Annotated in this window: 24 protein-coding genes and 1 other annotated feature; of the genes, 5 read left to right on the forward strand and 19 right to left on the reverse strand. The window is 43.4% G+C overall.

Going from position 1 to position 24,977, the window contains the following annotated elements:
* Window positions 1-50: 50 nt before the first annotated feature.
* Window positions 51-2,465 (reverse strand): leucine--tRNA ligase, encoded by a 2,415-nt coding sequence (leuS, locus tag NYE43_RS15430; RefSeq protein WP_095714558.1) that lies wholly within the window; start codon window positions 2,463-2,465, stop codon window positions 51-53.
* Window positions 2,466-2,575: 110 nt separating this feature from the next.
* Window positions 2,576-2,790, reverse strand: a binding site (T-box leader).
* A gap of 103 nt (window positions 2,791-2,893) precedes the next feature.
* Window positions 2,894-3,229 (reverse strand): DUF4257 domain-containing protein, encoded by a 336-nt coding sequence (locus tag NYE43_RS15435; protein ID WP_003223352.1) that lies wholly within the window; start codon window positions 3,227-3,229, stop codon window positions 2,894-2,896.
* 402 nt (window positions 3,230-3,631) lie between these two features.
* On the opposite strand from NYE43_RS15435, the gene NYE43_RS15440 reads away from it, so the two are divergent.
* A complete protein-coding gene (locus NYE43_RS15440) occupies window positions 3,632-4,417 on the forward strand; it encodes a blue-light photoreceptor (RefSeq protein WP_095714559.1) in 786 nt (261 codons plus the stop codon).
* Between the two features lie 30 nt (window positions 4,418-4,447).
* Here the strand turns inward: NYE43_RS15440 and NYE43_RS15445 are convergent, their stop codons facing one another.
* The gene (locus tag NYE43_RS15445) at window positions 4,448-5,641 is read right to left on the reverse strand and encodes an MDR family MFS transporter (RefSeq protein WP_044153739.1); all 1,194 of its coding nucleotides are present in this window, start codon (window positions 5,639-5,641) and stop codon (window positions 4,448-4,450) included.
* 189 nt (window positions 5,642-5,830) lie between these two features.
* Here NYE43_RS15445 and NYE43_RS15450 point away from each other — a divergent pair, with 189 nt between their 5' ends.
* On the forward strand, window positions 5,831-6,577 hold the full coding sequence (locus NYE43_RS15450; RefSeq protein WP_341062198.1) for an LMBR1 domain-containing protein: 747 nt from the start codon (window positions 5,831-5,833) through the stop codon (window positions 6,575-6,577).
* Between the two features lie 36 nt (window positions 6,578-6,613).
* On the opposite strand, the gene NYE43_RS15455 is transcribed toward NYE43_RS15450, so the two are convergent.
* From NYE43_RS15455 to NYE43_RS15510, 12 genes are all read right to left on the reverse strand, one after another.
* The gene (locus NYE43_RS15455; protein WP_341062199.1) at window positions 6,614-8,554 is read right to left on the reverse strand and encodes an FtsX-like permease family protein; all 1,941 of its coding nucleotides are present in this window, start codon (window positions 8,552-8,554) and stop codon (window positions 6,614-6,616) included.
* Complete coding sequence (gene bceA, locus NYE43_RS15460; protein WP_024122567.1) at window positions 8,544-9,305, reverse strand: bacitracin ABC transporter ATP-binding protein BceA; 762 nt, start codon at window positions 9,303-9,305, stop codon at window positions 8,544-8,546. The genes NYE43_RS15455 and bceA overlap by 11 nt, the downstream gene beginning before the upstream one ends.
* A 101-nt stretch (window positions 9,306-9,406) precedes the next feature.
* Entirely contained in the window at window positions 9,407-10,411 is a 1,005-nt protein-coding gene (locus tag NYE43_RS15465; RefSeq protein WP_198097391.1) for a sensor histidine kinase, read from the reverse strand.
* The gene (locus NYE43_RS15470; protein ID WP_024122569.1) at window positions 10,404-11,099 is read right to left on the reverse strand and encodes a response regulator transcription factor; all 696 of its coding nucleotides are present in this window, start codon (window positions 11,097-11,099) and stop codon (window positions 10,404-10,406) included. The genes NYE43_RS15465 and NYE43_RS15470 overlap by 8 nt, the downstream gene beginning before the upstream one ends.
* Before the next feature lie 99 nt (window positions 11,100-11,198).
* Window positions 11,199-12,509, reverse strand: coding sequence for an ABC transporter permease YtrF (gene ytrF / locus NYE43_RS15475; protein WP_095714565.1), 1,311 nt, complete (start codon window positions 12,507-12,509; stop codon window positions 11,199-11,201).
* Complete coding sequence (gene ytrE, locus NYE43_RS15480; RefSeq protein WP_095714566.1) at window positions 12,499-13,194, reverse strand: ABC transporter ATP-binding protein YtrE; 696 nt, start codon at window positions 13,192-13,194, stop codon at window positions 12,499-12,501. Before ytrE ends, ytrF begins: the two co-directional genes overlap by 11 nt.
* 14 nt (window positions 13,195-13,208) lie before the next feature.
* A complete protein-coding gene (locus NYE43_RS15485) occupies window positions 13,209-14,186 on the reverse strand; it encodes an ABC transporter permease (RefSeq protein ID WP_341062200.1) in 978 nt (325 codons plus the stop codon).
* A 30-nt stretch (window positions 14,187-14,216) separates the two neighbouring features.
* Window positions 14,217-15,200, reverse strand: coding sequence for an ABC transporter permease YtrC (gene ytrC / locus NYE43_RS15490; protein WP_216394992.1), 984 nt, complete (start codon window positions 15,198-15,200; stop codon window positions 14,217-14,219).
* Window positions 15,194-16,072, reverse strand: a complete 879-nt coding sequence (gene ytrB, locus NYE43_RS15495; protein ID WP_341062201.1) for an ABC transporter ATP-binding protein YtrB — start codon at window positions 16,070-16,072, stop codon at window positions 15,194-15,196. The genes ytrC and ytrB overlap by 7 nt, the downstream gene beginning before the upstream one ends.
* A complete protein-coding gene (ytrA, locus tag NYE43_RS15500) occupies window positions 16,065-16,457 on the reverse strand; it encodes a GntR family transcriptional regulator YtrA (protein ID WP_024122575.1) in 393 nt (130 codons plus the stop codon). The genes ytrB and ytrA overlap by 8 nt, the downstream gene beginning before the upstream one ends.
* 33 nt (window positions 16,458-16,490) lie before the next feature.
* On the reverse strand, window positions 16,491-16,628 hold the full coding sequence (locus NYE43_RS15505) for a hypothetical protein (RefSeq protein ID WP_141243802.1): 138 nt from the start codon (window positions 16,626-16,628) through the stop codon (window positions 16,491-16,493).
* Window positions 16,629-16,782: 154 nt separating this feature from the next.
* Window positions 16,783-17,055 carry a YtzC family protein gene (locus tag NYE43_RS15510; protein WP_010331570.1) on the reverse strand — a complete coding sequence of 91 codons (273 nt, stop codon included), beginning with the start codon at window positions 17,053-17,055 and terminating at the stop codon, window positions 16,783-16,785.
* Between the two features lie 161 nt (window positions 17,056-17,216).
* On the opposite strand from NYE43_RS15510, the gene NYE43_RS15515 reads away from it, so the two are divergent.
* Window positions 17,217-18,185 (forward strand): TIGR01212 family radical SAM protein, encoded by a 969-nt coding sequence (locus NYE43_RS15515; protein WP_341062202.1) that lies wholly within the window; start codon window positions 17,217-17,219, stop codon window positions 18,183-18,185.
* A complete protein-coding gene (locus NYE43_RS15520; RefSeq protein ID WP_095714570.1) occupies window positions 18,182-18,766 on the forward strand; it encodes a tRNA (mnm(5)s(2)U34)-methyltransferase in 585 nt (194 codons plus the stop codon). Before NYE43_RS15515 ends, NYE43_RS15520 begins: the two co-directional genes overlap by 4 nt.
* Here NYE43_RS15520 and tbcS read toward each other — a convergent pair.
* Together tbcS and NYE43_RS15530 are read right to left on the reverse strand one after the other, a co-directional pair.
* Window positions 18,756-19,859 carry a tetraprenyl-beta-curcumene synthase gene (gene tbcS / locus NYE43_RS15525; protein ID WP_188323819.1) on the reverse strand — a complete coding sequence of 368 codons (1,104 nt, stop codon included), beginning with the start codon at window positions 19,857-19,859 and terminating at the stop codon, window positions 18,756-18,758. The genes NYE43_RS15520 and tbcS overlap by 11 nt on opposite strands.
* A 17-nt stretch (window positions 19,860-19,876) precedes the next feature.
* Window positions 19,877-20,656, reverse strand: coding sequence for an alpha/beta hydrolase (locus NYE43_RS15530; protein ID WP_101860081.1), 780 nt, complete (start codon window positions 20,654-20,656; stop codon window positions 19,877-19,879).
* A 50-nt stretch (window positions 20,657-20,706) separates the two neighbouring features.
* Here NYE43_RS15530 and NYE43_RS15535 point away from each other — a divergent pair, with 50 nt between their 5' ends.
* The gene (locus NYE43_RS15535) at window positions 20,707-21,222 is read left to right on the forward strand and encodes a gamma carbonic anhydrase (protein WP_095714573.1); all 516 of its coding nucleotides are present in this window, start codon (window positions 20,707-20,709) and stop codon (window positions 21,220-21,222) included.
* A 255-nt stretch (window positions 21,223-21,477) separates the two neighbouring features.
* Here the strand turns inward: NYE43_RS15535 and alaP are convergent, their stop codons facing one another.
* Both alaP and asnB read right to left on the reverse strand, forming a co-directional pair.
* Window positions 21,478-22,869 carry an alanine permease AlaP gene (gene alaP, locus NYE43_RS15540; RefSeq protein WP_268544626.1) on the reverse strand — a complete coding sequence of 464 codons (1,392 nt, stop codon included), beginning with the start codon at window positions 22,867-22,869 and terminating at the stop codon, window positions 21,478-21,480.
* A gap of 136 nt (window positions 22,870-23,005) precedes the next feature.
* Complete coding sequence (gene asnB, locus NYE43_RS15545) at window positions 23,006-24,904, reverse strand: asparagine synthase (glutamine-hydrolyzing) (protein WP_101860080.1); 1,899 nt, start codon at window positions 24,902-24,904, stop codon at window positions 23,006-23,008.
* Between the last annotated feature and the right edge of the window lie 73 nt (window positions 24,905-24,977).

Genomic DNA, 24,977 nt, shown 5'->3' on the forward strand with positions numbered 1-24,977 from the left:
TGAGACTGATGAAAAAAATCCCCTTTTTGACAAAGGGGATTTTTTCAGGATTAGTTTGCCACAATATTGACAAGCTTGCCCGGCACCGCGATGATTTTACGAATGGTTTTGCCTTCAAGCTGCTCTTTGACCTTTTCATCTGCTTGAGCAAGCTGTTCGAGCTGTTCCTTCGTCGCATCTGCAGGAACCTGTAGTTTCGCTTTCACTTTTCCGTTCAGCTGAACAACGATTTCAACTTCGTCGTCAACAAGTTTTGCTTCATCATATACAGGCCAAGCCTCATATGCAATCGTACCGCTATGGCCTAATTTTTCCCACAGCTCTTCCGCGAGGTGAGGCGCGATAGGAGAAAGAAGCTTCACAAAACCTTCCATATATTCCTTCGGCAGCTCTGACGCTTTGTAGGCTTCATTGATAAAGACCATCAGCTGAGAAATACCTGTGTTAAAACGCAGGCCCTCATAGTGGTCTGTCACTTTCATGACTGTTTCATGATAGACGCGCTCCAATGTTTCACCGGCGCCTTCAACGATTTTGCCATTAAGCTCACCGCTGTCTTCAACAAACAAGCGCCATACGCGGTCAAGGAAGCGGCGTGCGCCGTCTAAGCCTGATTCAGACCAGGCAATTGAAGCATCAAGCGGTCCCATGAACATTTCGTACAATCTCAGCGTATCAGCGCCGTGAGAGGCAACGATTTCATCAGGGTTGACAACGTTCCCTTTTGACTTACTCATTTTCTCGTTGTTTTCACCGAGAATCATTCCTTGGTTATACAGCTTTTGGAACGGTTCTTTCGTCGGCACTACCCCGATATCATAAAGGAACTTGTGCCAGAAACGGGCATACAGAAGGTGAAGCACAGCATGCTCCGCGCCGCCGATATACATATCAACCGGAAGCCATTTTTCCATTTTCTCAGGTGATGCCAGCTGATCCGGATTGTGCGGATCAATGTAGCGCAAGAAATACCAGCAGCTTCCCGCCCATTGCGGCATTGTATTCGTTTCTCTTCTTCCTTTTTTCCCTGTTTCAGGGTCTGTGACTTCAACCCACTCTTTAATGTTCGCAAGCGGTGATTCGCCGGTGCCGCTCGGTTTGATTTCGTTTGTTTTCGGCAGAATCAACGGCAGTTCTTCCTCCGGCACAGCTGTTGACGTTCCGTCCTCCCAATGAATGATCGGAATCGGCTCGCCCCAGTAGCGCTGGCGGCTGAAGAGCCAGTCGCGCAGACGGTAAGTGACTTTCTTTTCGCCGTTTTTCGTTTCTTCCAGCCAAGCGATCATTTTTTCAATCGCTTCCTGTTTATTAAGCCCGTTCAGGAAGTCAGAGTTTACGTGCTCTCCGTCGCCTGTGTACGCTTCTTCTTCCACGTTTCCGCCTTTCACGACTTCCTTGACTGGAAGGCCGAATGTGTTGGCGAATTCAAAATCACGCTCATCGTGACCGGGAACAGCCATGACTGCACCTGTTCCGTATGAAGCAAGAACGTAATCTGCGATCCAGATCGGCAGTTTTTCACCGTTTACAGGATTGATCGCATAAGCTCCCGTGAAGACGCCTGTCTTTGTTTTCGCGAGATCCGTGCGCTCAAGGTCACTCTTTGATTGAATTTCTTTGATATAAGCTTCGACAGCTTCTTTTTGCTCAGCAGCTGTGATTTTTTCTACCAATGCATGCTCCGGAGCAAGTACAGTGTATGTAGCGCCAAACAATGTATCAGGTCTTGTTGTAAACACCGTAAATGATTCATCATGTCCGTCTATGCCAAAATGAACGTGCGCACCTTCAGAACGGCCGATCCAGTTGCGCTGCATGTCTTTAATGCTTTCCGGCCAATCAAGCTCTTCCAAGTCATCAAGAAGCCTGTCCGCATAAGCTGTGATTTTCAGCATCCACTGCTTCATCGGGCGTCTTTCGACCGGATGGCCGCCGCGTTCACTCTTTCCGTCGATGACTTCTTCGTTGGCAAGAACCGTACCGAGTGCAGGGCACCAGTTTACCGGCACCTCATCAACGTAAGCAAGGCCCTTTTCATAAAGCTTTAAGAAAATCCATTGTGTCCATTTATAGTATTCAGGATCTGTCGTGTTGATTTCGCGATCCCAATCATATGAAAAACCGAGCGCCTGAATTTGGCGGCGGAAATTATCAATATTCTGCTTCGTAAACACTGCCGGGTCATTCCCGGTGTCGAGAGCGTATTGCTCAGCCGGCAGACCGAATGCGTCCCAGCCCATCGGATGAAGAACGTCATACCCCTGCATGCGCTTCATGCGGGAGAGGATATCCGTTGCTGTATAGCCTTCAGGGTGTCCGACGTGCAGACCCGCTCCAGACGGATAAGGAAACATGTCCAGCGCGTAAAATTTTTGTTTCTCATTATGATCAAGAGTGGCAAATGTTTTGTTTTCCAGCCAATAATTTTGCCATTTCTTTTCTATCTCTTTGTGCTGAAAACTCAAAGTAAAAACCTCCTTCTGATTGAATACGGCGTTTTATGGTTCAAGTATTGACGGGAAAGGGACAATTATATTCAGAATATTCCCAAACTAAAAAAAACTCCCTCATCCCTAAAAGGGACGAGAGACTTTCGTTTTCCCGCGGTACCACCCTCGTTAGCGCGGCAGACGCCGCACTCACTTGATACTTTTAACGCAGTTATGCGTCAGCGGCTTTTCACCGCTGCAACTCTGAGGTGAGTTCGGAAACAAACTTGATTGACTTTCACCAGCCGTCAACTCTCTGAAACAATATCTGCTTCTTACTGCTCCTCTTCATTGTTCTTTTCGCAACCGTAATCTTAACTGTATTTTATAGAATTCTGTTCATAAGTGCAAGCAGGTTTGTATACAATGGGAATGTACCCTGAACGGGCGAAGATTGAGGACAATTATTCTGGTGGAGTTTTGGTTTGACGTTTCGACTCGGCCGGTTCGCCGCCGCTGTTCATTTCTCTTACAAAATCAAAGCTTCTGAGAACAGCTTCACCGCCGTAGCCTGAGATTATGGATAAGATGACAAGTTGAATTCCTGAATCGGGGTCAGCGGATAGTACAAGTAAAATGGAAGCCGTCATGCCGATAAACCAATCTTCCAAAAATCCAAGATAGATAAACCGCTTTGTCATCCTAGGTTTCTCCAGTCTGCCTCTCTTTTTCACATGACCGAGAATCCCCATGATTCCTCCAATTACACAAGCAATTAATACCTGATGCAGCATCTTCATCATCACCTTCCTAAAGCCCTTATTTCGTAAAGCGACTTCAGGCCATCCAGCCCCCTTAAACGATTCCGATGATTTTCGATATCTACATACTGGCAAATCTGAAAAAAGCTTGTTTCTTCCATTATATGTGAACACATGATCGGTAAGCTTGATGCATTAGATTCATTTTTCACCCAGTGACATTTACCTAGTCACTTATTTAGCATGTAGAAACCTTTCCGTTCATATGTTCAAACTCTGTTCTTATTTTTAGTGTATACGAGGACAAGCCCGAATGACAAACAACAAACTGCGCTTGCTTGAATCAGAACATGTGTTGTGCTACGGTTACTGTAGAATTCATTAAAAAAAGGGGAATATCAGGCTTTCGCACAGCAAGCTGGCGGCCTAAGGGGGAATTATATGGGTAGTTTTCAATCATTCGGAATAAAAGGACAGCTGGACGTTATCAAAAAAGCGCTTGATCACGCGCGAGTCGGTGTAGTGATTACAGATCCTGCACTTGAAGATAATCCGATTGTCTACGTAAACCAAGGCTTTGTTCAAATGACCGGCTATGAGGCCGAGGAAATTTTAGGAAAGAACTGCCGCTTCTTACAGGGGAAAGATACAGACGCTGGTGAAGTGGACAACATCAGAGCCGGTTTACAAAATAAAGAGCCGGTTACAGTTCAGATTCAAAACTACAAAAAAGACGGAACGATGTTCTGGAATGAGTTATATATTGATCCGCTGGAAATAGAAGACAAAACCTATTTTGTCGGCATTCAAAATGACATTACCAAGCAAAAAGAGTATGAACAGCTTCTCGAGGATTCCCTCACAGAAATTACTGCACTTTCAACTCCTATTGTGCCGATTCGCAACGGCATTTCGGCTCTTCCGCTAGTCGGCAACCTGACAGAGGAGCGATTTAATTCCATCGTCAGCACATTGACGAATATTTTATCAACATCCAAAGATGATTATTTGATTATTGATCTATCAGGTTTGGCCCAAGTAAATGAACAAACCGCCGACCAGATTTTCAAGCTGAGCCATTTGCTGAAATTGACCGGAACAGAATTAATTATTACCGGCATTAAGCCCGAATTGGCCATGAAGATGAATAAACTGGATGCTAATTTCTCATCGCTGAAAACATATTCTAATGTAAAGGATGCCGTTAACGTACTTCCGATTATGTAAAAAGATCCCGCTCATCCGGCGGGATCTTTCTTATGAAGAAACTGAAGCCTGCTTATTCGCTTTATCAGCTGATTTTAACCGTTTGTCGTATAAAATCGTCGTGGCTATGCTGATCATAAGCAAAACCAAAAGTGATAAAACAAGAGCGTGAATGCCGGAATGATCGACGAGCACTCCTCCGAACAAAGGCCCTATCATTCTGCCACCTGTCGCAGCGCTGTTCACAAACCCTTGATAAAATCCTTCTTTTCCTTTAGGCGCAAGCTGGTTGGCAATCGTCGGCACGGCAGGCCAAACAAGCATTTCCCCGATGGTCAAGATCACCATGGCAGCCAGAAACATTGGAAATTGCTTCGCAGTCAGCAGCATGCTGTAAGACACAATAAAAATGACAAAACCAATGATCATTTGCGCTTTCAGCGACTCAGCCCATTTTTTCACAAAAAAGCTGACAAGCGGCTGTCCAACCACAATTAAAATTCCGTTAATCGTCCACAGCACACTATATAAAGAAAGAGACATTCCGATGCTTTGCGTGTACGATGCAATGGTGGTAGACCATTGAGAATATGCCAGCCATCCGAGCACATACCCGCTGCTCAATATGACCAGAGCCGTAAATTTTGCTTTGCTGCTTACAGCGTCATAATCAAGCACAGACGTTTGAGACACATCCTTCGTCTGAATATTTCGAAATCCGAAATATACGATAAAGAAAAAGACCACATACAGCGCGGCATTCGCCAAAAATACGTATGAAAACGAGAAAGACGCCACCACGCCGCCAAGCGCAGAACCGACGGCAACACCTGCGTTTTGTGCGACATAAATCGCATTAAATGCCCTTCTTCCCCCTTCAGGCCACACTGATCCAGCCATTGCGTAACTGGCCGGAAAAACAACACCCGAACCAAACCCGACAATCGTAAGCAGCACGATATAAAACGGCCAATCATGAAAAAAGACGAGACCCACCAGACTTGCTAACGTAATCGCAATTCCGAGCATGATGGATTTGAACCCGCCGATTTTATCAAACAAAAACCCGCCGCATAAATTCCCTGCCACACTGGCGCCGGAATTCAGCATAAGGACAATCCCCGCGACCGTTAACGACTTTCCTAAATGATTATGAATATAGATCGTGTTAAGCGGCCATAAAAAGGATGCCCCTGTCACATTAATAAACATCCCTATCACTAAAATTTTCAATGCGCGCGGCATACTGATCCCCCTTTCTTATCTATAAAAGCTCATGAAAAAACGGAAACCTCAACAGGCTCCGTACGAATCCAGTTATCATAGCACATTCATTCTATCTGTCTATCTCATATTTTTCAACAGATGAGTGTGAAAACATCTAACAAATATTGCTCAAAAATTGTAAAATAAATAGAAAAAGGGGTAAATTTCATGGAAATGGCATTCGCATTCCTCGGTTTTTTTGCATTTCTCTTTTCGCTTGGCTATGGAGTGTACCATCTCGTCAGATATGTGCTGAAAAAAGAAAAACGATTCTCTAAAAAACTCTTTTGGCCGCTTTTCATTGGAGGCCTCATTCTGCTCTTCACCGGAGCAGCTTTGACAGAACCTGACGCTGCCGCAGCAAATGCTGATAAAAAATATTCAGCACTAAACACTGAATATAAAAGTCTTAAACAAGAGCATGAAGCACTTGAGAAAGAGTATGAAGCCATCAGCTCTGAAGCAAAGAAACTGAAAGACGACACAAAAGATCAAGACAAGCTCAAGCAGCTGGAGAAAGAAAATAGTGAACTAAAAAAGACTCAGAAATCATTAAAAGCAGAAAATAAAGAACTTCAAGAAAAACAAAAACAGCTCAAAGATGATACCAAAACAGCAAAGGCTGAAAATGAAGCCCTTCAACAAGATAAAACAAAACTTAAAAAGCAATTAAAAGAGGCACAAAACCGAACAGCCAGCACAAAAGAAAACAGCGAACATTCTTCAACCAGCACAAATAAAAGCAACGAAACCAGCTCAGCTGATACAGCAGAAGGCTGTCTTATCAAAGGCAGCAAAAACGGCATTTATCATACGCCAGGCAGTACATACTATGACCGGACGACAGACCCTGCTGAAATGTTTTGTTCAGTTGAAGAGGCTGAGGCAGCCGGGTATCGGGCGCCGAAACGATAAACAAAAAAGCTCCAGTTCTCTGGAGCTTTTACTGTTTTACAATGCCGACTTAATCACCTTTTTATAATAAAGAACCGACAGAATACCGAAAATAGAATAGAGTGCAGTATATAACACCATCACCATAATCATCGGCGACCATACCTCTGATCCGAATAAGAACCAGCCGGATTGTACGGCAAAGTAACTGTGAAAGAGGCCGATCACCAATGGAATGCCGAAGTTATACATTTGTTTGATGCGTATCCCCTTCAACAGGTCGCCCTGTGTAAAACCGAGTTTTCTTAGGATGGTATAATTCGGTTTTTCTTCTTCACTTTCACCCATTTGTTTAAAGTAAAGGATACACCCCGATGTGATGAGAAATGTTAATCCTAAGAAACCAACGATGAACATGACCATACCAAAAAGAGATTTTTGCGCAATACTTGTATCCAGCCTTGATAAATGTAGATCTTTCTTGTTGACCTTTTGAAAGAGCTCATTTGCTTTTTCAAGCTGATCTCCATGTTTCATATTGATGCCGATAAATTCAGATTGCGCCAGCTGAATGCGAGGGTCTTTATCTTTATTCAGCTGTTTAAACAGGTTGTCATCCACTATGACTGCGGGCATTCCCCCGCTTGTAAACGTGTAGGATACAAGAAACTCTTCTCTTAATCCTTTATAGTGTAATGATTTTGTCTCATTCTTGCTTTTGACTTTAATGCTGCCGGAGTCTTTTAAAACCATTATCTTTTGCAGCAAGTCAGTATATCCTGAGAAAACCGCTTCCCCAGCCGCCACATCGACTCCTTTTACATCTTTATCGCTAACAACAGCGAGCTGTGTGTTGCTGGGATCGCTCTGCATCTCTTTCGAAGTTCCATCCATGATATTTGTGAGATCAAATGACGATTGCAGGACAGGCATTTCTTTTTTGACGTACGACATGTCATTTTCACTCAAACTGCTTTCAAATCGTTTGGCATCTTTCTCATTCATGAATGAAAAATCCGCCGCTACATTTTGTTCAGCAGTCTTTTCTGCCGAGTAATACGAAATATAAGCAAGGGATAACAGCCCGATGGCGAGCGCTGAAACGGTTGTGATAATTGTCAGAAGCAAAGCGTTCGATTTCATTCTGAACATAATCGCTGACAGTGACAGAACCTCTGAGATATTCAAGTAGCCGCCCTTGCTTTTCCGAATGATGTTCGAGATAAACGTAACCGATCCTTTATAAAAGAGAAACGTCCCGATAATGACGGAACCTAAGATAAGACTCATTGCGAAAAACAGTTCGTTTATGGTCTTGAATTTTCCGCTAAATAGCTCGGAAGACACGTAGTATCCCGTTAAAATCAACACGATGCCCAGCGCCCCGATCAGCATCTGGAAAAAAGAGATTCTCTTCACTTTATCCTCAGTGGAAGACGTTACTTTAAACAAAGATAAAATGCTTTGTTTTTTGATAAACGTATAATTCATGATCATAATCAAAAGGTAAATGCCGCAGAACACAATGATTGTTTGAACCAAGGCTTGCTCAGAAAAATGCAGTTTCGCATCAGCTTTGACATCGACGATTTTGAACAAGATCATGAGCACAAGCTTTGAGATTGAAAATCCGGCAAAAACCCCGATGGCTAACGAGCCGAAATACAGCATGATGTTTTCCGCACTTAAGATTCGAAAGATTTTGTGCTTTGTCATTCCGATTAATTGAAACAGCCCGATCTCTTTACTCCGCCTTTTAATAAAAATGGTATTGGCGTACAAAATAAAGATTGATACAACAGCCACAAGCAAAATTGAAGCGGTTTTAATAGCCGCGGCGCCTTTAATGGAAGCTTTTACTTCATTAATGGCCGGGTCATATTGGAGTGTGACAAATGCGAAATAAAGCGCCACACTAAAGATCAAAGCAAACACATAGAGGTAATAATTCCTGATATTCTTTTTCAGATTTCGCAGTATGAGCTGATTAATGTTCATGCTGCACCCCGCCTAACACGCCTTGTGTTTTCATGATATCCTGGAAAAACGTCTGCCTGTCTTGGCCTCCTTTATTCAGCTGCGTATACATCAGGCCATCCTTAATAAAAATGACTCTGCCGCAGTAGCTCGCTGCAACGGGATCATGGGTAACCATAATAATTGTGGCGCTGCGTTTTTGATTGAGCTGGCTCAGCTTGTTTAATAGATCAGAGGCTGATTTTGAATCGAGCGCGCCGGTCGGCTCATCAGCGAAAATAATGCTCGGGTCATGAATAAACGCTCTCCCGGCGGATGTTCTCTGCTTCTGGCCGCCGGAAATTTCATTCGGGTACTTATCCCGCAATTCATAAATACCCAATTCCTTCGCCACTTCCTCAAACTTGCGGTTTGCTTCCTTTTTTGATATTTTCGTGATCGATAACGGCAGAAGGATATTTTCTTTCACTGTTAATGTGTCTAACAAATTGTAATCTTGAAAGATAAAGCCTAAGTGCTGTTTTCTAAATTCAGCCAGCTGCTTTTCCTTCAAGGACGTCATTTCGTTTCCGTTAATGTTGATCGTTCCGTGGCTTACCTTATCAATCGAGGACAGAACGTTAAGCAAAGTCGTTTTGCCCGACCCTGAAGCACCCATAATACTGACGAATTCGCCCTTTTCAATGTGAATATCGATGCCCTTCAGCACTTCCTGTTTATTTAGCTTGTTACCATAGCTTTTTCGAATTTTATTCGCTTCTAAAATCATCATATCCGTAGTCTCCTTTATATTGGATACTGTTATTATAAAAAGGATTGACGGGTTTTTCCTTCGATTAGGCGAACAAAAAAGAAAAGCATGTGACATTTTCGTCACACGCTAATGACACGTTCGAATTGATTTCGTTTCGGAAAGGTTAAAGTAAAGATTGTTCCATCCCCAAGCTCTGAATGCACATTGATATCGATCAGCAACGGTCCTGCGGCTCTCTTCGCCAGATATAGCCCCATGCCCGTAGAAGACTGATTATGATGATCGGTTGTGGATGTAAACCCTTTATCAAAAATTCGTGAGACATCTTTCCTGTCAATGCCCCGTCCAAAATCTTTCACCTCAAGAACCTTCCGTTCGTCTTTTTCATAGCTGTTGATCACAATATCAGCGGCTTCACTGTATTTTACGGCGTTGGTCAGCAGCTGCCTGATGATAAAGGCCAGCCATTTCGCATCGCTCAAGACTTCCTCTGCCTCCAGCTGAATGTCAAAACCGATTCCTTTCTGTATACACCACGATTGCAAGTCTCTGATCTCTTTGATAATCAATGGCTTAAGCTTGATCATCTCTAAAGACAGATCATTTTCAATAAAGGACATGCGCTTTTGATGAAGCTGCTGATCAAGAAGCAGATGGATGCGCAGCCACTCATACGATAGCTGGGATTTTAATGATGGGTCTTCCATCCGATCGATGATTAAATGCAGCGCTGTTAATGGCGTTTTGACCTCATGTATCCACGCCATCAGTTCATCTTTTTCATTTTCTAATGCCAAGCGATTCTGCAATGCAGATTGCTTCAATTGTTCCGTTTGTCCGGTGATGCTTTTTTCAATCATCTCTTCAAACGGCGTCTCCGGTTCACTTATGGCTGTGACATCAAGATTATTTTCCCATTCTTCGAGGCTTTTATAGAATGCGATTTCTTTCCGAAAACGGATGATAACAAACACAACAAAGATCAGGACACACAAATAAACAATATAAAGAACATTTTTAAATGGAATAGACGGATCAACAAAGGCTATCAGCAAAATCAGAATTTGCTGCAGCAAAAATGCGGCAATCCAGCTTCGTCTTTCGATGAGGAATGCTTTAATCATAGAAATGATCCTCTTCCTTCGCCATGTAGCCTTGGCCGACCTTCGTCTCGATATATGTTCCAAGCTGCAGTTCATCCAATTTTTTCCGCAGGCGGTTGACATTGACGGTCAGTGTATTATCGCTGACAAAACGCTCATCATTCCACAAGCTTCTGATCAGCTCTTCCCGGCTGACGATCTTGTTTTTTTGTTCTATTAGCTGTTTTAGAATGAACATTTCATTTTTAGTCAGTTCAACAGAGCCTTCGTTATTGCTGACGAGGTTCTGCTCTGCGTCTATGGCAGCCCCGCACCATGTTTTGATCGTGCTCGGCTCCGTATTATAATGATGCACGCGCCGGAAAATCGCTTGGATTTTCGCAATCAGCACATCAAAATGAAACGGCTTTTGAATAAAGTCATCCGCTCCCAGCTGCATCGACATGACCATATCAGCAGGGTGGTCACGAGAGGATAAAAAGAGAATCGGAACATTTGACCGGGAACGGATCAGCCGGCACCAATGAAACCCGTCAAATTTAGGGAGCTGAACATCGATAATGACGCAATCAGGTTTGATTGACGCAAATTCCTGCATTACTTGGCTGAAATCCTGTATGCCGTATACATCATAGGACCATCCCGTTAAGCGCTCCTTGATTTCATGAAACAGCGATTTATCATCTTCTATCAGCAAAAGTTTAAACAATGGACTCACCGCACTTTTTCCTTTTTTATGTCAAGTGTATAGCAAATCTTGTTGATGCGCTATACAGAAAAGCCGGCTGGTTCAGCCGGCTTTTTCTGATTACAATTCTCTTCTTAATGCTGTCAGCACGTTGGTTTTTGTTGCTTTTCGGGCCGGGTTCATACCCGAGATCACAGCGACACCGCCGCAAATCACAACCGCAATGATGACAAGGCTGAGCGGAATATAAGAAAACGTATAATTCAGATCGCCCGCTTCGCCTCCGCCTGTCGCCGCGAGAATCATCGGAACGGCAAGGTTGACAAGGTAGCTCACGCCGTAAGAAATGATAATCCCAATCACACAGCCTAAAATTCCGATATACGCGCTTTCCATCAAGAACATTCGGCGAATGATTGACGGACTCGCCCCAATCGCTTTCATAATGCCGATCTCCTGCGTTCTTTCTGTAACCGCCATCGTCATCGTGTTAAATATCCCAATGGCTGAAATGATAACCGCGATACATCCGACAAAGATCAGGCCGATTTTGAAGACCATGAAGAAGGTGTTGGCTCCTTCAAGCTCGGTAGTAACTGATGTGACATAGTATCCGTCATCTGTCAGATCATTTGTCAGCTGTTCCACATTCTCAAATTTATCAGCAAAAACGCCAATATTTTTTTCAACATTCCCGCCCTTGAAGTCCAAAAATTCCGAAAAGTCCTTCTTGAACTGATCACTAATGAAGATGTTTGAATCCTCCATCCAATCTTGAGATGGTTTTTTTGTAATACCGACAATTTTAAAGTCATATGTTTTTGTTTTCGTAACATCCCCTGTTTTAGGATCTGTTTTTGATACACTTAATTCGATCGTTTTGTTCAGGATGTCTTTCGTGTAGCCCTTTGGTTCTTCTATATCTTCGGGGTTTCCTTTTGCTTCCTCGATTTTTTTGTTATATGCTTCAGATTCTTTTTTCGTCAATAATCTCTTTGCAAAGTCGTATCCTACTACGATTTCATTTTCCGACTTTGCGACTCTTCCTTTTTCTAATTCCATATTGGCCTTTAATTCATCGTTCATATTGGTAAAGATAAGATTAGAGCTTTCATTTGTGCGATTGCCTAAAGTTGCTTTGTTTGGCTCATACACTTGCGTTCTTTCTACAACTGACCTTACATGATCATACTTCTCTAAATCAGCTTTTTTAATAGGCTTATCCCCTTCCTTGCCCATTACACTGACTTTAGTCACAATTTGCTGGCTCATCGTCATATCTGTGATTGTCTTTTGAATCCCGAATCCAACCGACGACAGCACAACCAAAAACGCACACGCCATTGTTGTCGCAAGAATTGTCATAAAGACGCGGAGCCTGTTTTTCTTCATATTTCTTCTGATAAAATGAACCTGATCCTTAAATCTCAACGGTAATACCCCCTTTTAACACACCGTCATGCAGCTGGAATTTTGAGTGTCCGATTGAAGCCACTTCATCGTCATGGGTAATAATCACAAATGTAATGCCCCGCTCACGGTTCAGCTGCTGAATCAATTCCAGCACTTCCTGCTCCGTTTCTGAATCAAGGCTTCCCGTCGGCTCATCCGCTAAAATAATTGATGGATTTAAAATCAGCGCTCTCGCAATGCTGACACGCTGCTGCTGTCCGCCTGACAGTTCATTTGGATAGTGAGCAGCATGGTTTTCAAGACCGACGCGTTTCAGCATATCCTGTACCTTTTTCTTGCGCTCAGACGGTTTGATCCCTTTTAGCGCCAGCGGCATTTCGACATTTTCATACGTCGTTAAGCCCGGGATGAGCTGAAAGCTTTGAAAAATAAACCCAAAGTGTTCAAGGCGGAACTGCGCCCATTCCTTTTCATTAAAGCCCGTGACATCAGTTCCGTTAATAACAATACGCCCTTTTGTCGGTGAGATGTAGCCTGAAATCAAATTCAGAAGCGTTGACTTCCCCGACCCGCTTCGTCCGACGATACAGGCGATTTCTCCTTTCGCAACAGTCAACGAGACATCTTTTAAGACAGGCACTTCATTCTCACGGCCCTTTTTTCCGATCGTGAAAGAATGGTTAATATGCTGAACATCAATCATCTTTTCTCTCTCCCTTATAAATGTTTTGTTTTTTTATAAATCGCAAAATAGCTGATGAAGAAACCAATCACGGCGCCTGCAGCCATGCCAAATATGTAGCCGGCGAAGCTTTCCGTTGCGGCAAATCCAAAATACCCGAAGCCCATGATTCCAATGATAATGACAATGACCTGTACCGGGCGGTCAAGCGTTTTCCACAAAAAGAAATATCCGTTCCGTTCATTAGACAGTTTGACAAAACTGATGTGGCCGATGATGTAAAAGATGATCGTCATGATGGCCGGAATCACTAAATAATACGGAGAATCCTCAACCCAGTTCGGCACAACGTAAGTAACCGGGAATAGATACTTCACCCATTCGGGCACAGGACCATGTATAAATTCTACTGTTCCGCCAAGAAGGATTTCCAGGTTGATAGCAGGAAGAGTCATGAGCAAAAAAGGCAAAATCGTAACAGTAGCTGAAACCAAAAGCTGTGCAAAAATATGGCCCGTCAAAGCTCCCCCCGCCATGACCAGAGAATAAGCCAGCAAACTGACGATGATCATTCCCAGGCTGTAGTGATGAAAATAAACGGCTTGTTCGGGTTTCAAAAGCACTAGAAGCAAAACGGATAATATATATCCAAAAATTTGCGGTGCCACAATCACCATCCCGCCGGTAAGGAACTTCATATTAAATATCTGGCCTCTCGTATAAGGAAGGCTTAATGTAAAATCAAAAAGGCCCTTGCTTCGTTCTATTCCAAGCTGGCTGACAGCCAAAACGACACCCCAAATCCAAAACAGCGAGATAAATGTGCCATTTAAATAGTTAATCGTAAATACGCAGGTTCCGACCCACTCGTTCTGATTAGCCACGCAGCCTTGGTATGAGGTGTACGTATTTAATACAGTAAAAGGATTGCTAAGCATAAATACCAAAAAAATCATGGTTAACAGAGCTTTATTTTGCTTCCACTCTTTATAAAACAGCCCGGAATCCGGCACATCACTTCCCTCCCAACTGAAAGCACTTCTTTAATGTTTTGTTTTCTTATAAATTGCAAAGTAGCTTACAAAAAAGCCGACAACCGCACCAATGATCATTCCAAAAATATAACCAATCATGGAATGTCCGGCAGAATATCCAAACAAGCCAAACCCAAGAATGCCAAAAGCAATAACCAAAATTTGTACCGGACGATCTAAGCTGTTCCAAAGGAAAAAGTATCCGTTTCGTTCACTTGGATGCTTTTTAAAGCTTATATAGCCAATCAAGTAAAACAGAATGCTCATGACAGCCGGAATGAGTAGAATATATTTACTGTCGGTTAGCCAGTCATTTGCAACATATCCCATAGGCACAAGATAGTATAACTTACGAACCAATGCAAAATAATCCTCAACAGAAGGAAAATAATCCCATATATTTACATCAAAAATATATTCTATGTTTAGAATCGGCAAAACAACAATTAAATACGGCAGTACCGTAGCAGCAAATGCCGTTAATAGCTGGGCAAAAGCATTTCCAGTTAACGCTCCGGCGGCCATCACAAGTGAGTAAGCCATAAAGCTAATCACGATTACTCCAACACTGCTGTGCTCAAAATAGTAGACATGCTCAGGTTGATAAACAAGAATCAGCAGCCATGCAAGTAAAAAACCAATCAGTTGTGACAGTACAATCACAAAACCGCCTAACCAAAATTTCGTCTGGAAAATTTGGCTTCTGTTATATGGGAGGCTTAATATAAAATCCATCGTGCCTTTCGAACGTTCCATTCCCAGGAAGCAGACCGCCAAAATGACACCCGGCACCCAGTTGATATCTATCAAGTTGCTCGTGTAATTCACTATAAAATCACAATATTGCGGGTCTTGATGAGCAAGACATCCTTGATAAGACAAATACCAATTCACAATAGAGAGCGGATTTGCCAGCACCAAAAACACAATACTTAACAAAATCACCACTTGATTCTGCTTCCACTCTCGATAGAGGAGACCTCGGTCTACCATCTCCGCTTCCCTCCAAACTTCGCAATGAATACTTCTTCCAAGTTGACAGGAAGCTCATTCCACACTTTTGGCTTCAGCTCTCTCAAAAAGCTCTTGTTCTTCTCATCGCTTTTCGGGATCAGCACCGTGTAAAACACACCGGCCTGATCGAGCATCGGGATGTTTTGCTCTCTGATCGCCAGATTGACATCTTCATCAAACGCCATTTGAATTTTGATGTATTCTTCTTTTAATTCATCAAGATCCATTACATTTGTCAGTCTGTTATCTTCGAGAAAACCAATTCGGTTGCACATCCGTTCAATGTCCTCAAGGCGATGGGAGGTGATCAGGATGCTCGTATCACGCTCAGCCACTTCATCAACCATCAGCTGCAGCACATCATGTCTTGTTACCGCGTCAATACCGTCCGTCGGTTCATCAAGGAGAATCAGTGCCGGTCTCGCTGCAAACGACAGAACGAGCGACAGCTGTTTTTTCAAACCTGTCGACAGCTCGCGGTATTTTTTCGTTTCCGGAATTTCATATCTGTTCATCAGCTCATTCGCGTACGTGACATCAAATTTCGGATAAATTCTTCTTAGGATATCGACTAGCTGCTTGTATGTATACTTGTCGTAAAAAGGATTTTGAACAGGCATGTAGATGATATTCTGTTTGACCTTCGGATGCTTTTTGATTTCTACGCCATCAAATAAAACCGTCCCGCTGTCGGCGAAAATGATTTGCTGGATTAAGCGAAGCATTGTCGTTTTGCCTGACCCATTGCGGCCGAGCAGCCCGAAGATTTCTCCTTTTTCAATTGTTAATGAAACATCTTTTAATACTTGATTTCCGTCAATCGTTTTTGACAGCTGTCTTAATTCAATCATCGCTCTTGCCCCCTTTCACATCAGCGCTGATTTCCTTTATCCATTCTTGCAGTTTATCCAGCTCAACCCCCGCATAATGTGCATCGATGATGAGCTGTTTGAGTTGCTCTTTAATCATCGTCATCTTCCCTTCAACCAGTGTCGTTTTTGCATTTTCCGATATATAGGTCCCTCTGCCACGCAGCGTTTCAATAATACCCTCTCGCTCAAGCTCTTTGTACGCTTTGCTGACAGTATTCGGATTCGCAATAATGATCGTCGCCAATTCTCTGACAGAAGGAAGCTTATCACCAGGCTTCATGATCCCTTTCAAACAAAGCTCTTTCATTTGCTGAATAATTTGTTCATAAATGGGCGTTGAGCTTCTTGGATCGATTTGAATCATTTACTTCCCTACTTTCTATACGATCTGAACCTTTCATAAATAAAACGGATCAATTATACTTTTTTGCCATTCAAAACCGATCATAACGAGTACGAGAAAAAAAGAACAAGCGATCACAGATGCCGCGATCAGCATTGGCACGTTACGTTTGTTTTGTTTTTTATGTTTCATAACTGCCTCCCTTAATTTCAATATATAAATGACTTTTCATCAGTGTCTATAGTGTATTACTTCAATTAGTACACTCAATACAATAAATACTTTACTGTGCAAAGTCAATCCTTTTTTTACAAAAAAACAGACCCTTATCAAAAGGGTCCGTTTCTTACACATCAAGAGGGTGCTGCAAGATCATATTATTTTGCAAAGCTTGAAGCTGAAGTCTCATTCTGTACAGCTGTTCTCTCTGCTGATCATTTGATGACAGCCATAGTTTATTCAAGGCATTTACCGCATTTTCAATCTGCATTTGCGCATCACTGTATTCTTGGTCGTTATAATGCTCTTGTTTAGAAGCGATTTTCAGCTGTTCTTCAGCATAATCATACGCCTGCATACATTGTTGGAGATGTTCATCTACTGATTGTCTTGTTGCCACAGTAACCCCTCCTCTTGGTAATGGAAACAATCCATCATCCATAGTGTAGCCTCATCAGACATGATTCAATAAAGAAATTTATGGTCGATATTCATTTGTTCTCATATGAAATGCGTGCTACAATTTTAGGATGCAATTGTACGCAAGGAGGCACATTAATCGTGATTCAGAACAATCCTTTTCCTTATTCAAATACGGAAAAACGCTATCATACATTAAATTATCATCTCAGAGATCATTTCGGGCATAAGGTATTTAAAGTAGCGCTTGACGGCGGCTTCGACTGCCCGAACCGGGACGGCACTGTCGCTCACGGCGGCTGTACCTTTTGCAGCGCTGCGGGATCCGGTGATTTTGCAGGAAACCGGGCCGATGATTTAATGACGCAATTCCACGACATTAAAAACCGCATGCACGAAAAATGGAAGGACGGGAAATATATCGCTTATTTCCAGGCTTTCACCAATACGCATGCTCCGGTCGAAGTGCTGCGAGAGAAATTCGAGTCTGTTCTCGCGCTCGATGATGTGGTCGGCCTTTCAATCGCCACACGTCCGGACTGCCTGCCGGACGACGTTGTTGAGTATTTGGCAGAACTGAATGAACGCACATATCTTTGGGTAGAGCTCGGGCTTCAGACAGTTCACGAACGCACAGCTCTTCTGATCAACCGGGCACATGACTTTGACTGCTACGTTGAAGGTGTGAATAAGCTAAGAAAACACGGCATACGCGTCTGCTCACATATTATCAATGGACTTCCTCTTGAAGACCGGGACATGATGATGGAGACGGCTAAAGCAGTGGCAGATTTGGACGTACAGGGTATTAAAATCCATTTGCTGCACCTGCTAAAAGGCACGCCGATGGTGAAACAATACGAAAAAGGAAAGCTGGAATTTCTCTCTCAAGACGAATATGGGCAGCTCGTCTGTGACCAGCTTGAAATCATCCCGCCAGAAATGATCGTACACCGTATCACTGGTGACGGGCCGATTGAATTGATGATTGGGCCGATGTGGAGTGTGAACAAATGGGAAGTGCTTGGCGCTATCAATAAAGAACTTGAAAACCGCGGCAGCTACCAAGGTAAGTTCTTTCAGCGTCTTCAGGAGGAATCAGCCTTATGATCCTGAAAAAAATTCTTCCCTACAGTAAAGAGCTGCTGAAAATGGCCGCAGGGGACGGAGACATCGTTGTTGACGCCACAATGGGGAACGGGCACGACACCCTGTTTTTAGCTGAGCTTGTCGGTGAAAACGGCCATGTATACGCATTTGATATACAACAATCAGCAGTGGCCAGTACGAAGGAGCGGCTCGGTGACACCTATCAAAACCGGACAACTTTATTTCATAAAAGCCATGACAAAATTGCTGAATCACTTCCGCAGGAAACACACGGGAAAGTGGCGGCCGCTGTGTTTAACCTCGGCTATCTGCCAGGCGGGGACAAATCGATTACGACAAACGGCAATTCAACGATTCAAGCAATTGAACAGCTTCTCAGCATCATGAAAGATGAAGGCCTGATTGTTTTGGTCGTCTATCACGGCCATCCGGAAGGTAAAGCTGAAAAAAACGACGTGCTCGACTTTTGCCGGGACTTGGATCAGCAAACAGCCCGTGTCTTGACATACGGATTTATCAATCAGCAAAATGACCCGCCGTTTATTATTGCTATCGAAAAAAAAGCTCAAATCAGCAAATGATTTGAGCTTTTTTCTTTGAGTTTTTCATCCAGGCCATTTTTTGAAACTTTCTGTAGGCTCTGCCGTTGATATAAAAGAAAAAGGAGGTTTTTCCGCTTGCTTTGATCAGCTTTTTCGCGAGCCGGCCCATTTCCTTTTGGCCCGCCACTTTATCATCAGACAAATAGACACCCAGCAAGCCGCGGTTGATTAAGCGGTGGAAGTTTTCGTGCGGAATGCCGTGCAGATGTTCATCGGCTTTCTGAATAAAGTGCTGCAGCCGATTCATCATTTCTTCATGTGACTGATAATACGAGCAGAAATTCAAGTCCCCTTCAAGCAAGTCCTCCTCCTGGTCAATCAAATAATCAAGCAGAATATGAAGACCTTGTATGTAAGGAAAATAACTGTTGCGGATTTTTTTTGCGGTGCTTTCAGTAAAATCGGGCTGAAACGAATATGCGACAAGACAGAAAATGCCTAGCGTGGAGCCTGCACAAGCTGAGAATTCATACCATTCCATCTCGGGAAGCTCTGATTCATATTGGGTAAACCACTTTTCAAGGCGCGGGACACGCTCATGCTCAACAACGTGCTTATGCACCTGCAAATCGCAATAATAGCCGCAAAGCTCAAGCAGATAAGGTTTAATCATTTCGTAGTGTTCAATAGAACCGAGGACTCGCTGGCACGTTTTCACCAATTCCTGCAAATATCCGCTGTCATCCTGCTCGTCCCTGAATTGATAATAATTTTGCGGTTCAGCTCCCACTGTCAATGCGTCCTGCATAGAGGTATGAAGCATTCGAAAATCTTCCGGGTCAAGGGATGTGCTGCGGTCGCACAAATTGTCCAGGTAATCGCTGATCGTTTGGTATGCGATGATGAACTCAACACATTTCTGCTTATGATTTCCTGACAATAAGGCCAATATGCCGCCGCCTTCGCAGTGAAACGTTTTATCTCGAATACTTGCGGTTGCCTGTGCTTTTAATTCACTGTTTTTAATTGCTTCTGATTTTTGCTTCCATATGTTCAGCTCTTGATGAACGAGCGGAAAAATATCACGATATACTTTTGCCATCAGTCCAAAAGGATGTTCCGGTACTGTCAACACATGCACCCCCTAGTTCATATATATTGATCAGTAAATGCTCTTGCGGCTTTAAAAACGTCTTCTCTTTCCGGTTCATTAAATATTTCATGATAAAGCCCTTCCCATTCCCTGTATGACTTATTGTGGGAAGCAACCCCTGAAAACCACTTGATGACCTTCGTTTTATCGACCAGCTTGTCATCTCCGGCCTGCATGACCAAAAGCGGCACCCTCAGAAAAGCCTCTGTCGGCACCATGGCAGACTCGAGAGTTTTTAACAGCTCTCTGTACCATCTGACAGAAACCTTCGTCACAAAGAGGGGATCATTCTGGCCTGCTTCGATGACATCTTCATTGCGTGTCGCCATATCAATTGATAATCCTGAATCAACTTTAAGCGACGGGGCAATGACATTCAGCCCCTTTGATGCAAGATCAAGCACTTTATTGACTTTAATTTGCAGCCCGAGACACGGTGATGATAAAATAATTCCCGTAATGCGGGGGTTTCTCTGCTGTTTAAACCATTCAATCGCAATCAGGCCGCCCATGCTGTGGCCGAGAAGAAAAACAGGCAGCTCAAAGGTTCGCGCTTTATCTATCCAAGTATCTACTTCATCAATGTATTCTTGAAATGAGCGAATATGACCTCTGGCCCGGGTGGTTGTCCCTTGTCCCGGCAGATCACCCATTACAACGTGATAACCCGAAGATCTCCACATTTCACTCAGCCATTTATAACGTCCATGATGTTCACTTGCCCCGTGGATCATAACAATCACTGCCACAGGTCTGTCTGCTTTCCAGGTCCACATGCGGTTCACCTCATACAAAAATTAAATAGAGAAAGAAGGATGAAAGATATATGATTTACCCTTATAAGGAATACACGCCGGAAATCCACCCAACGGCTTTTGTAGCCGATAATGCAACAATTACCGGTGATGTGGTCATCGGGGAACAATCCAGCATTTGGTTCTCGGTTGTCATAAGAGGCGATGTAGCCCCGACCAGAATCGGTAACAGAGTCAATATCCAGGATTTAAGCTGCCTCCATCAAAGCCCGAATCGGACGCTTCTCATTGAAGATGACGCCACGATAGGCCACCAGGTTACACTCCATAGCGCCGTGATCCGCAAGAACGCCTTAATCGGCATGGGTTCAATCATTTTAGACGGAGCCGAAATCGGTGAAGGCGCATTTATCGGTGCCGGCAGCCTTGTTCCGCCGGGAAAAATCATTCCGCCAGGCCATCTAGCCTTCGGCCGCCCGGCAAAAGTCATCCGTCCTTTGACGGATGAAGACCGAAAAGACATGCAGAGAATACGGTCTGAATATGTAGCAAAGGGTCAATATTATAAATCACTTCAGCAAATGTAAGACCAGCTTCGTTTTACTTTACCATTTTTCAAAATATTATTTAAGCGATAACCATCGCTGACCCGAACCAAATGCAGTTCGGGTTTTTAATTTTCCATAAAACGTTCACATGTAAAAATGAACATGTGACTTTTATCTTATCATAAAAAACAAGACGCCACTGTAAGCAGTCTCTGCAAAAAACATATTCCTATTCTCTGCTCTCTACGAGCAGCTTTACTTAAACAAAAAAGAGCCCTCCGGGAGCTCTTTTTGTCAGCTGATCTGTTGTTCAGTTGACACAGCTGCGTTTTTCTTATGAAAGCCTTTGCCATAATAAACGGATATCAAAATCAGAAACCAAATCGGACCGACAATTACGGCGACTCTTGTTTCCGGGCTATAAGCCATCAGGATAATGACAAATGCTAAAAAGGCCAAAGATAAATATGACGTGAACGGGTAAAAAGGCATTTTGTATTTTAATTGCTTTTGATCCTTTGGCTGCATGCCTTTACGATATTTGATCTGAGAAAGCAAGATGATCGCCCACGTCCAAATCGCTCCGAACGTCGCAATGCTTGTGACCCAAGTAAATACCTTCGCAGGCACGACATAGTTTAACAGCACACCTACTAATAACGCACCCGCAGAAGCCAGTACGGCTTTACCCGGAATGCCGCCTTTGGTCAGCTTACCGTATGCTTTTGGCGCCTCGTTCTGCTCCGCTAAGTTAAAGAGCATACGTCCGGTGCTGAATATGCCGCTGTTGCAAGAAGACAGCGCTGCCGTCAGAACGACAAAGTTAATGATGCCTGCCGCATATGGAATCCCCACTTTTTCAAACGTGAGTACAAAAGGGCTTCCTTGCGATCCGATTTCCTGCCACGGATAAATGGACATGATAACAAATAAAGCACCGACGTAAAAAATCAGGATACGCCAAAATACCGTATCAATCGCTTTCGCTAATGATTTTTGCGGATTTTTGACTTCGCCGGCCGTCACCCCTATCATCTCAATGCCTAAATACGCGAACATCACCATTTGAAGTGACAATAAAACCCCTTTTATTCCATGAGGAAAAAATCCGCCGTTGCTCCACAAGTTGCTGATGCCAGTCGCAATGCCTCCATTGCCGACTCCTGCAATGATCATTAATAAACCGACAGCAATCATAGAAAGGATCGCGACAATTTTAATCAATGCGAACCAAAACTCCAGCTCTCCATACGCCTTCACGGCCAGGAAATTGACACCAGTCATAATCACCAGCGCCGACAATGCCCAAATCCAATTGGGCACATCCGGAAACCAGTATCCCATATAAATTCCGACAGCGGTGATTTCCGCCATACAGGTTACAACCCATAAGAACCAGTAATTCCACCCGGTTAAGTAGCCTGCAAGCGGACCTAAGTAGTCACGCGCATACCTGCTGAAGGAGCCCGCGACCGGCTTTTGAATCGCCATTTCCCCAAGCGCCCTCATAATAAAAAACATAACCAGGCCGCTGCAGGCATATGCCACCAAAATACCCGGCCCTGCTAATTGAATAGCTGATGCAGAGCCAAGGAAAAGTCCCACTCCTATGGCAGCCCCTAAAGACATCAAAGAAATATGCCTTTCTTCCAGACCGCGATGCAATTCTTGTTTTTGTTTTTGCATGTTCCCTTCTCCCCTAGAAAAAAATATCATTACATCATTTTTCTGAATATTTCACACGAATGTGCAGGGTAATCAATGATGATGGAGAAATACTGGTATAATAACAAGGCTTTCGACGAATCGAAAGCCTTATCTGTTAGACAAAGATGACTTCTTTAGGCTGATGGCTCAGCTCTTCAGGCATATACCGTTTTTCGATATTGATGCTGTGCCAGATCATAAAGATGAGCACTGTCCAAATTTTACGGCTGTTATCAGCCTTGTCGGCACAATGGTCTTCAAGAAGCTGAAGAACGTAATCCTTATGGATATAAGCGTCCGTTTGGCTTTCCTGAATAATGCTGCGCACCCATTCGTTCATTTCGTTTTTCAGCCAATGACGGATCGGTACAGGGAAACCGAGCTTTTTGCGGTTTAATACATGATCCGGCACAATGCCTTCAGCAGCTTTGCGAAGGAGATACTTAGTCGTACCGTTCTTTGTTTTCAATTCATCAGGAATTTTAGAAGCAACGTCAAATACGACTTTATCAAGGAACGGCACACGCAATTCCAAAGAATTCGCCATCGTCATTTTATCCGCTTTTAGCAAAATGTCGCCTCGCATCCAAGTGTGGATATCGACATACTGCATTTTGTTAATATCGCTGTATGAGCTGCTTTCTGTAAAGTAAGGCTTCGTCACATCGCGATACGAAAGGCTCGAATCATAGTGCTTCAGCAGCTGTTTCTTCACGGATTCTTCAAAGATCTTCGCGTTGCCGATATAACGCTCCGGAAGCGGAGTGCAGCCGCGCTCAAGCAAGCTCTTTCCTCTCATTCCCTCAGGCATAACGGCCGCTACGTGCAGAAGCATCTTTTTCAAGCCGGACGGAATGCGTTCAAACGGTTTAAGAGAAAGCGGTTCACGGTAGATGTTGTATCCGCCGAACAGCTCGTCCGCACCTTCGCCAGATAACGCAACCGTTACGTGTTTTTTCGCTTCTTTCGCCACGAAATACAATGGAATCGCAGCCGGATCTGCAAGCGGATCATCAAAGTGCCATACGATTTTAGGAAGCTCGTTCATGTATTCTTCAGGTGAAATGACTTTGCTGATATTTTCAATGCCCAGTGCAGCGGCAGTTTCTTTCGCTACATCAACTTCACTGAAGCCCTGCTGTTCAAATCCGACAGAAAATGTTTTCAGGTTTGGATGAAATTCTTTCGCAACGGATACAATAAACGAAGAATCGATTCCGCCTGATAGGAATGAACCGACAGGCACATCACTTCTCATATGAACGTTTACAGAGTCATAGATAGCGTCTCTGACTTCTTTGACAAGTTTATCTTCTTCCGTCTGAACAGGCTGGAAGCGCGCCTTGAAATACGTTTTGAATGTGATATCACCGTCAGGACGGATTGTAAACTGAGAACCCGGCTCTACTTTTTTCACATCAATATCAAGCGTACTTGGCTCAGGAACGAATTGGAAAGACATATACTGCTGTAATGCTTCTTTATCTATTTCAATATCATTTTGGGCTGCCATTAAACTTTTTCTCTCTGAGGCAAAATAAACCTGATCATTGATCGTTGTGTAATACAACGGCTTAATGCCGAATGGATCTCTTGCTCCATAAAGAACATGATCGTTTTTATTCCAAATCAGAAAGGCAAACATGCCGCGCAGCTTGGAAGCCGCTTCTTCTTTATAGTGACGGTAAGTCGCAAGAAGAACCTCTGTGTCAGAATCTGTGTTGAAAGTATATCCCTTTGCTTCAAGCTCTTCTCTCAGTTCGATATAGTTATAGATTTCCCCGTTAAAAATAATCCAATATTTTTCATCTTCATATGATAAAGGCTGTCCGCCATTTTCCACATCAATAATGCTGAGCCGTCTGAATCCGAATCCAACGTGCTCATCATGGTAATATCCATCACTGTCAGGACCGCGGTGAACGATCATTTGGTTCATTTGTTTGATTAGTTCTTCTTGATCAGCGGTTTGAGTTAACGGATGCTTGTTAAAAACCCCGACAAATCCACACATAGTATTGCCTCCATATTTAAAATTGTCATCATTGAACCCCTATTTATAGACGCTGTGAACAGTGTTTGGTTTC

The organism is Bacillus sp. FSL R5-0434 (assembly GCF_038004745.1).
Taxonomy (GTDB): Bacteria; Bacillota; Bacilli; order Bacillales; family Bacillaceae; genus Bacillus; species Bacillus halotolerans.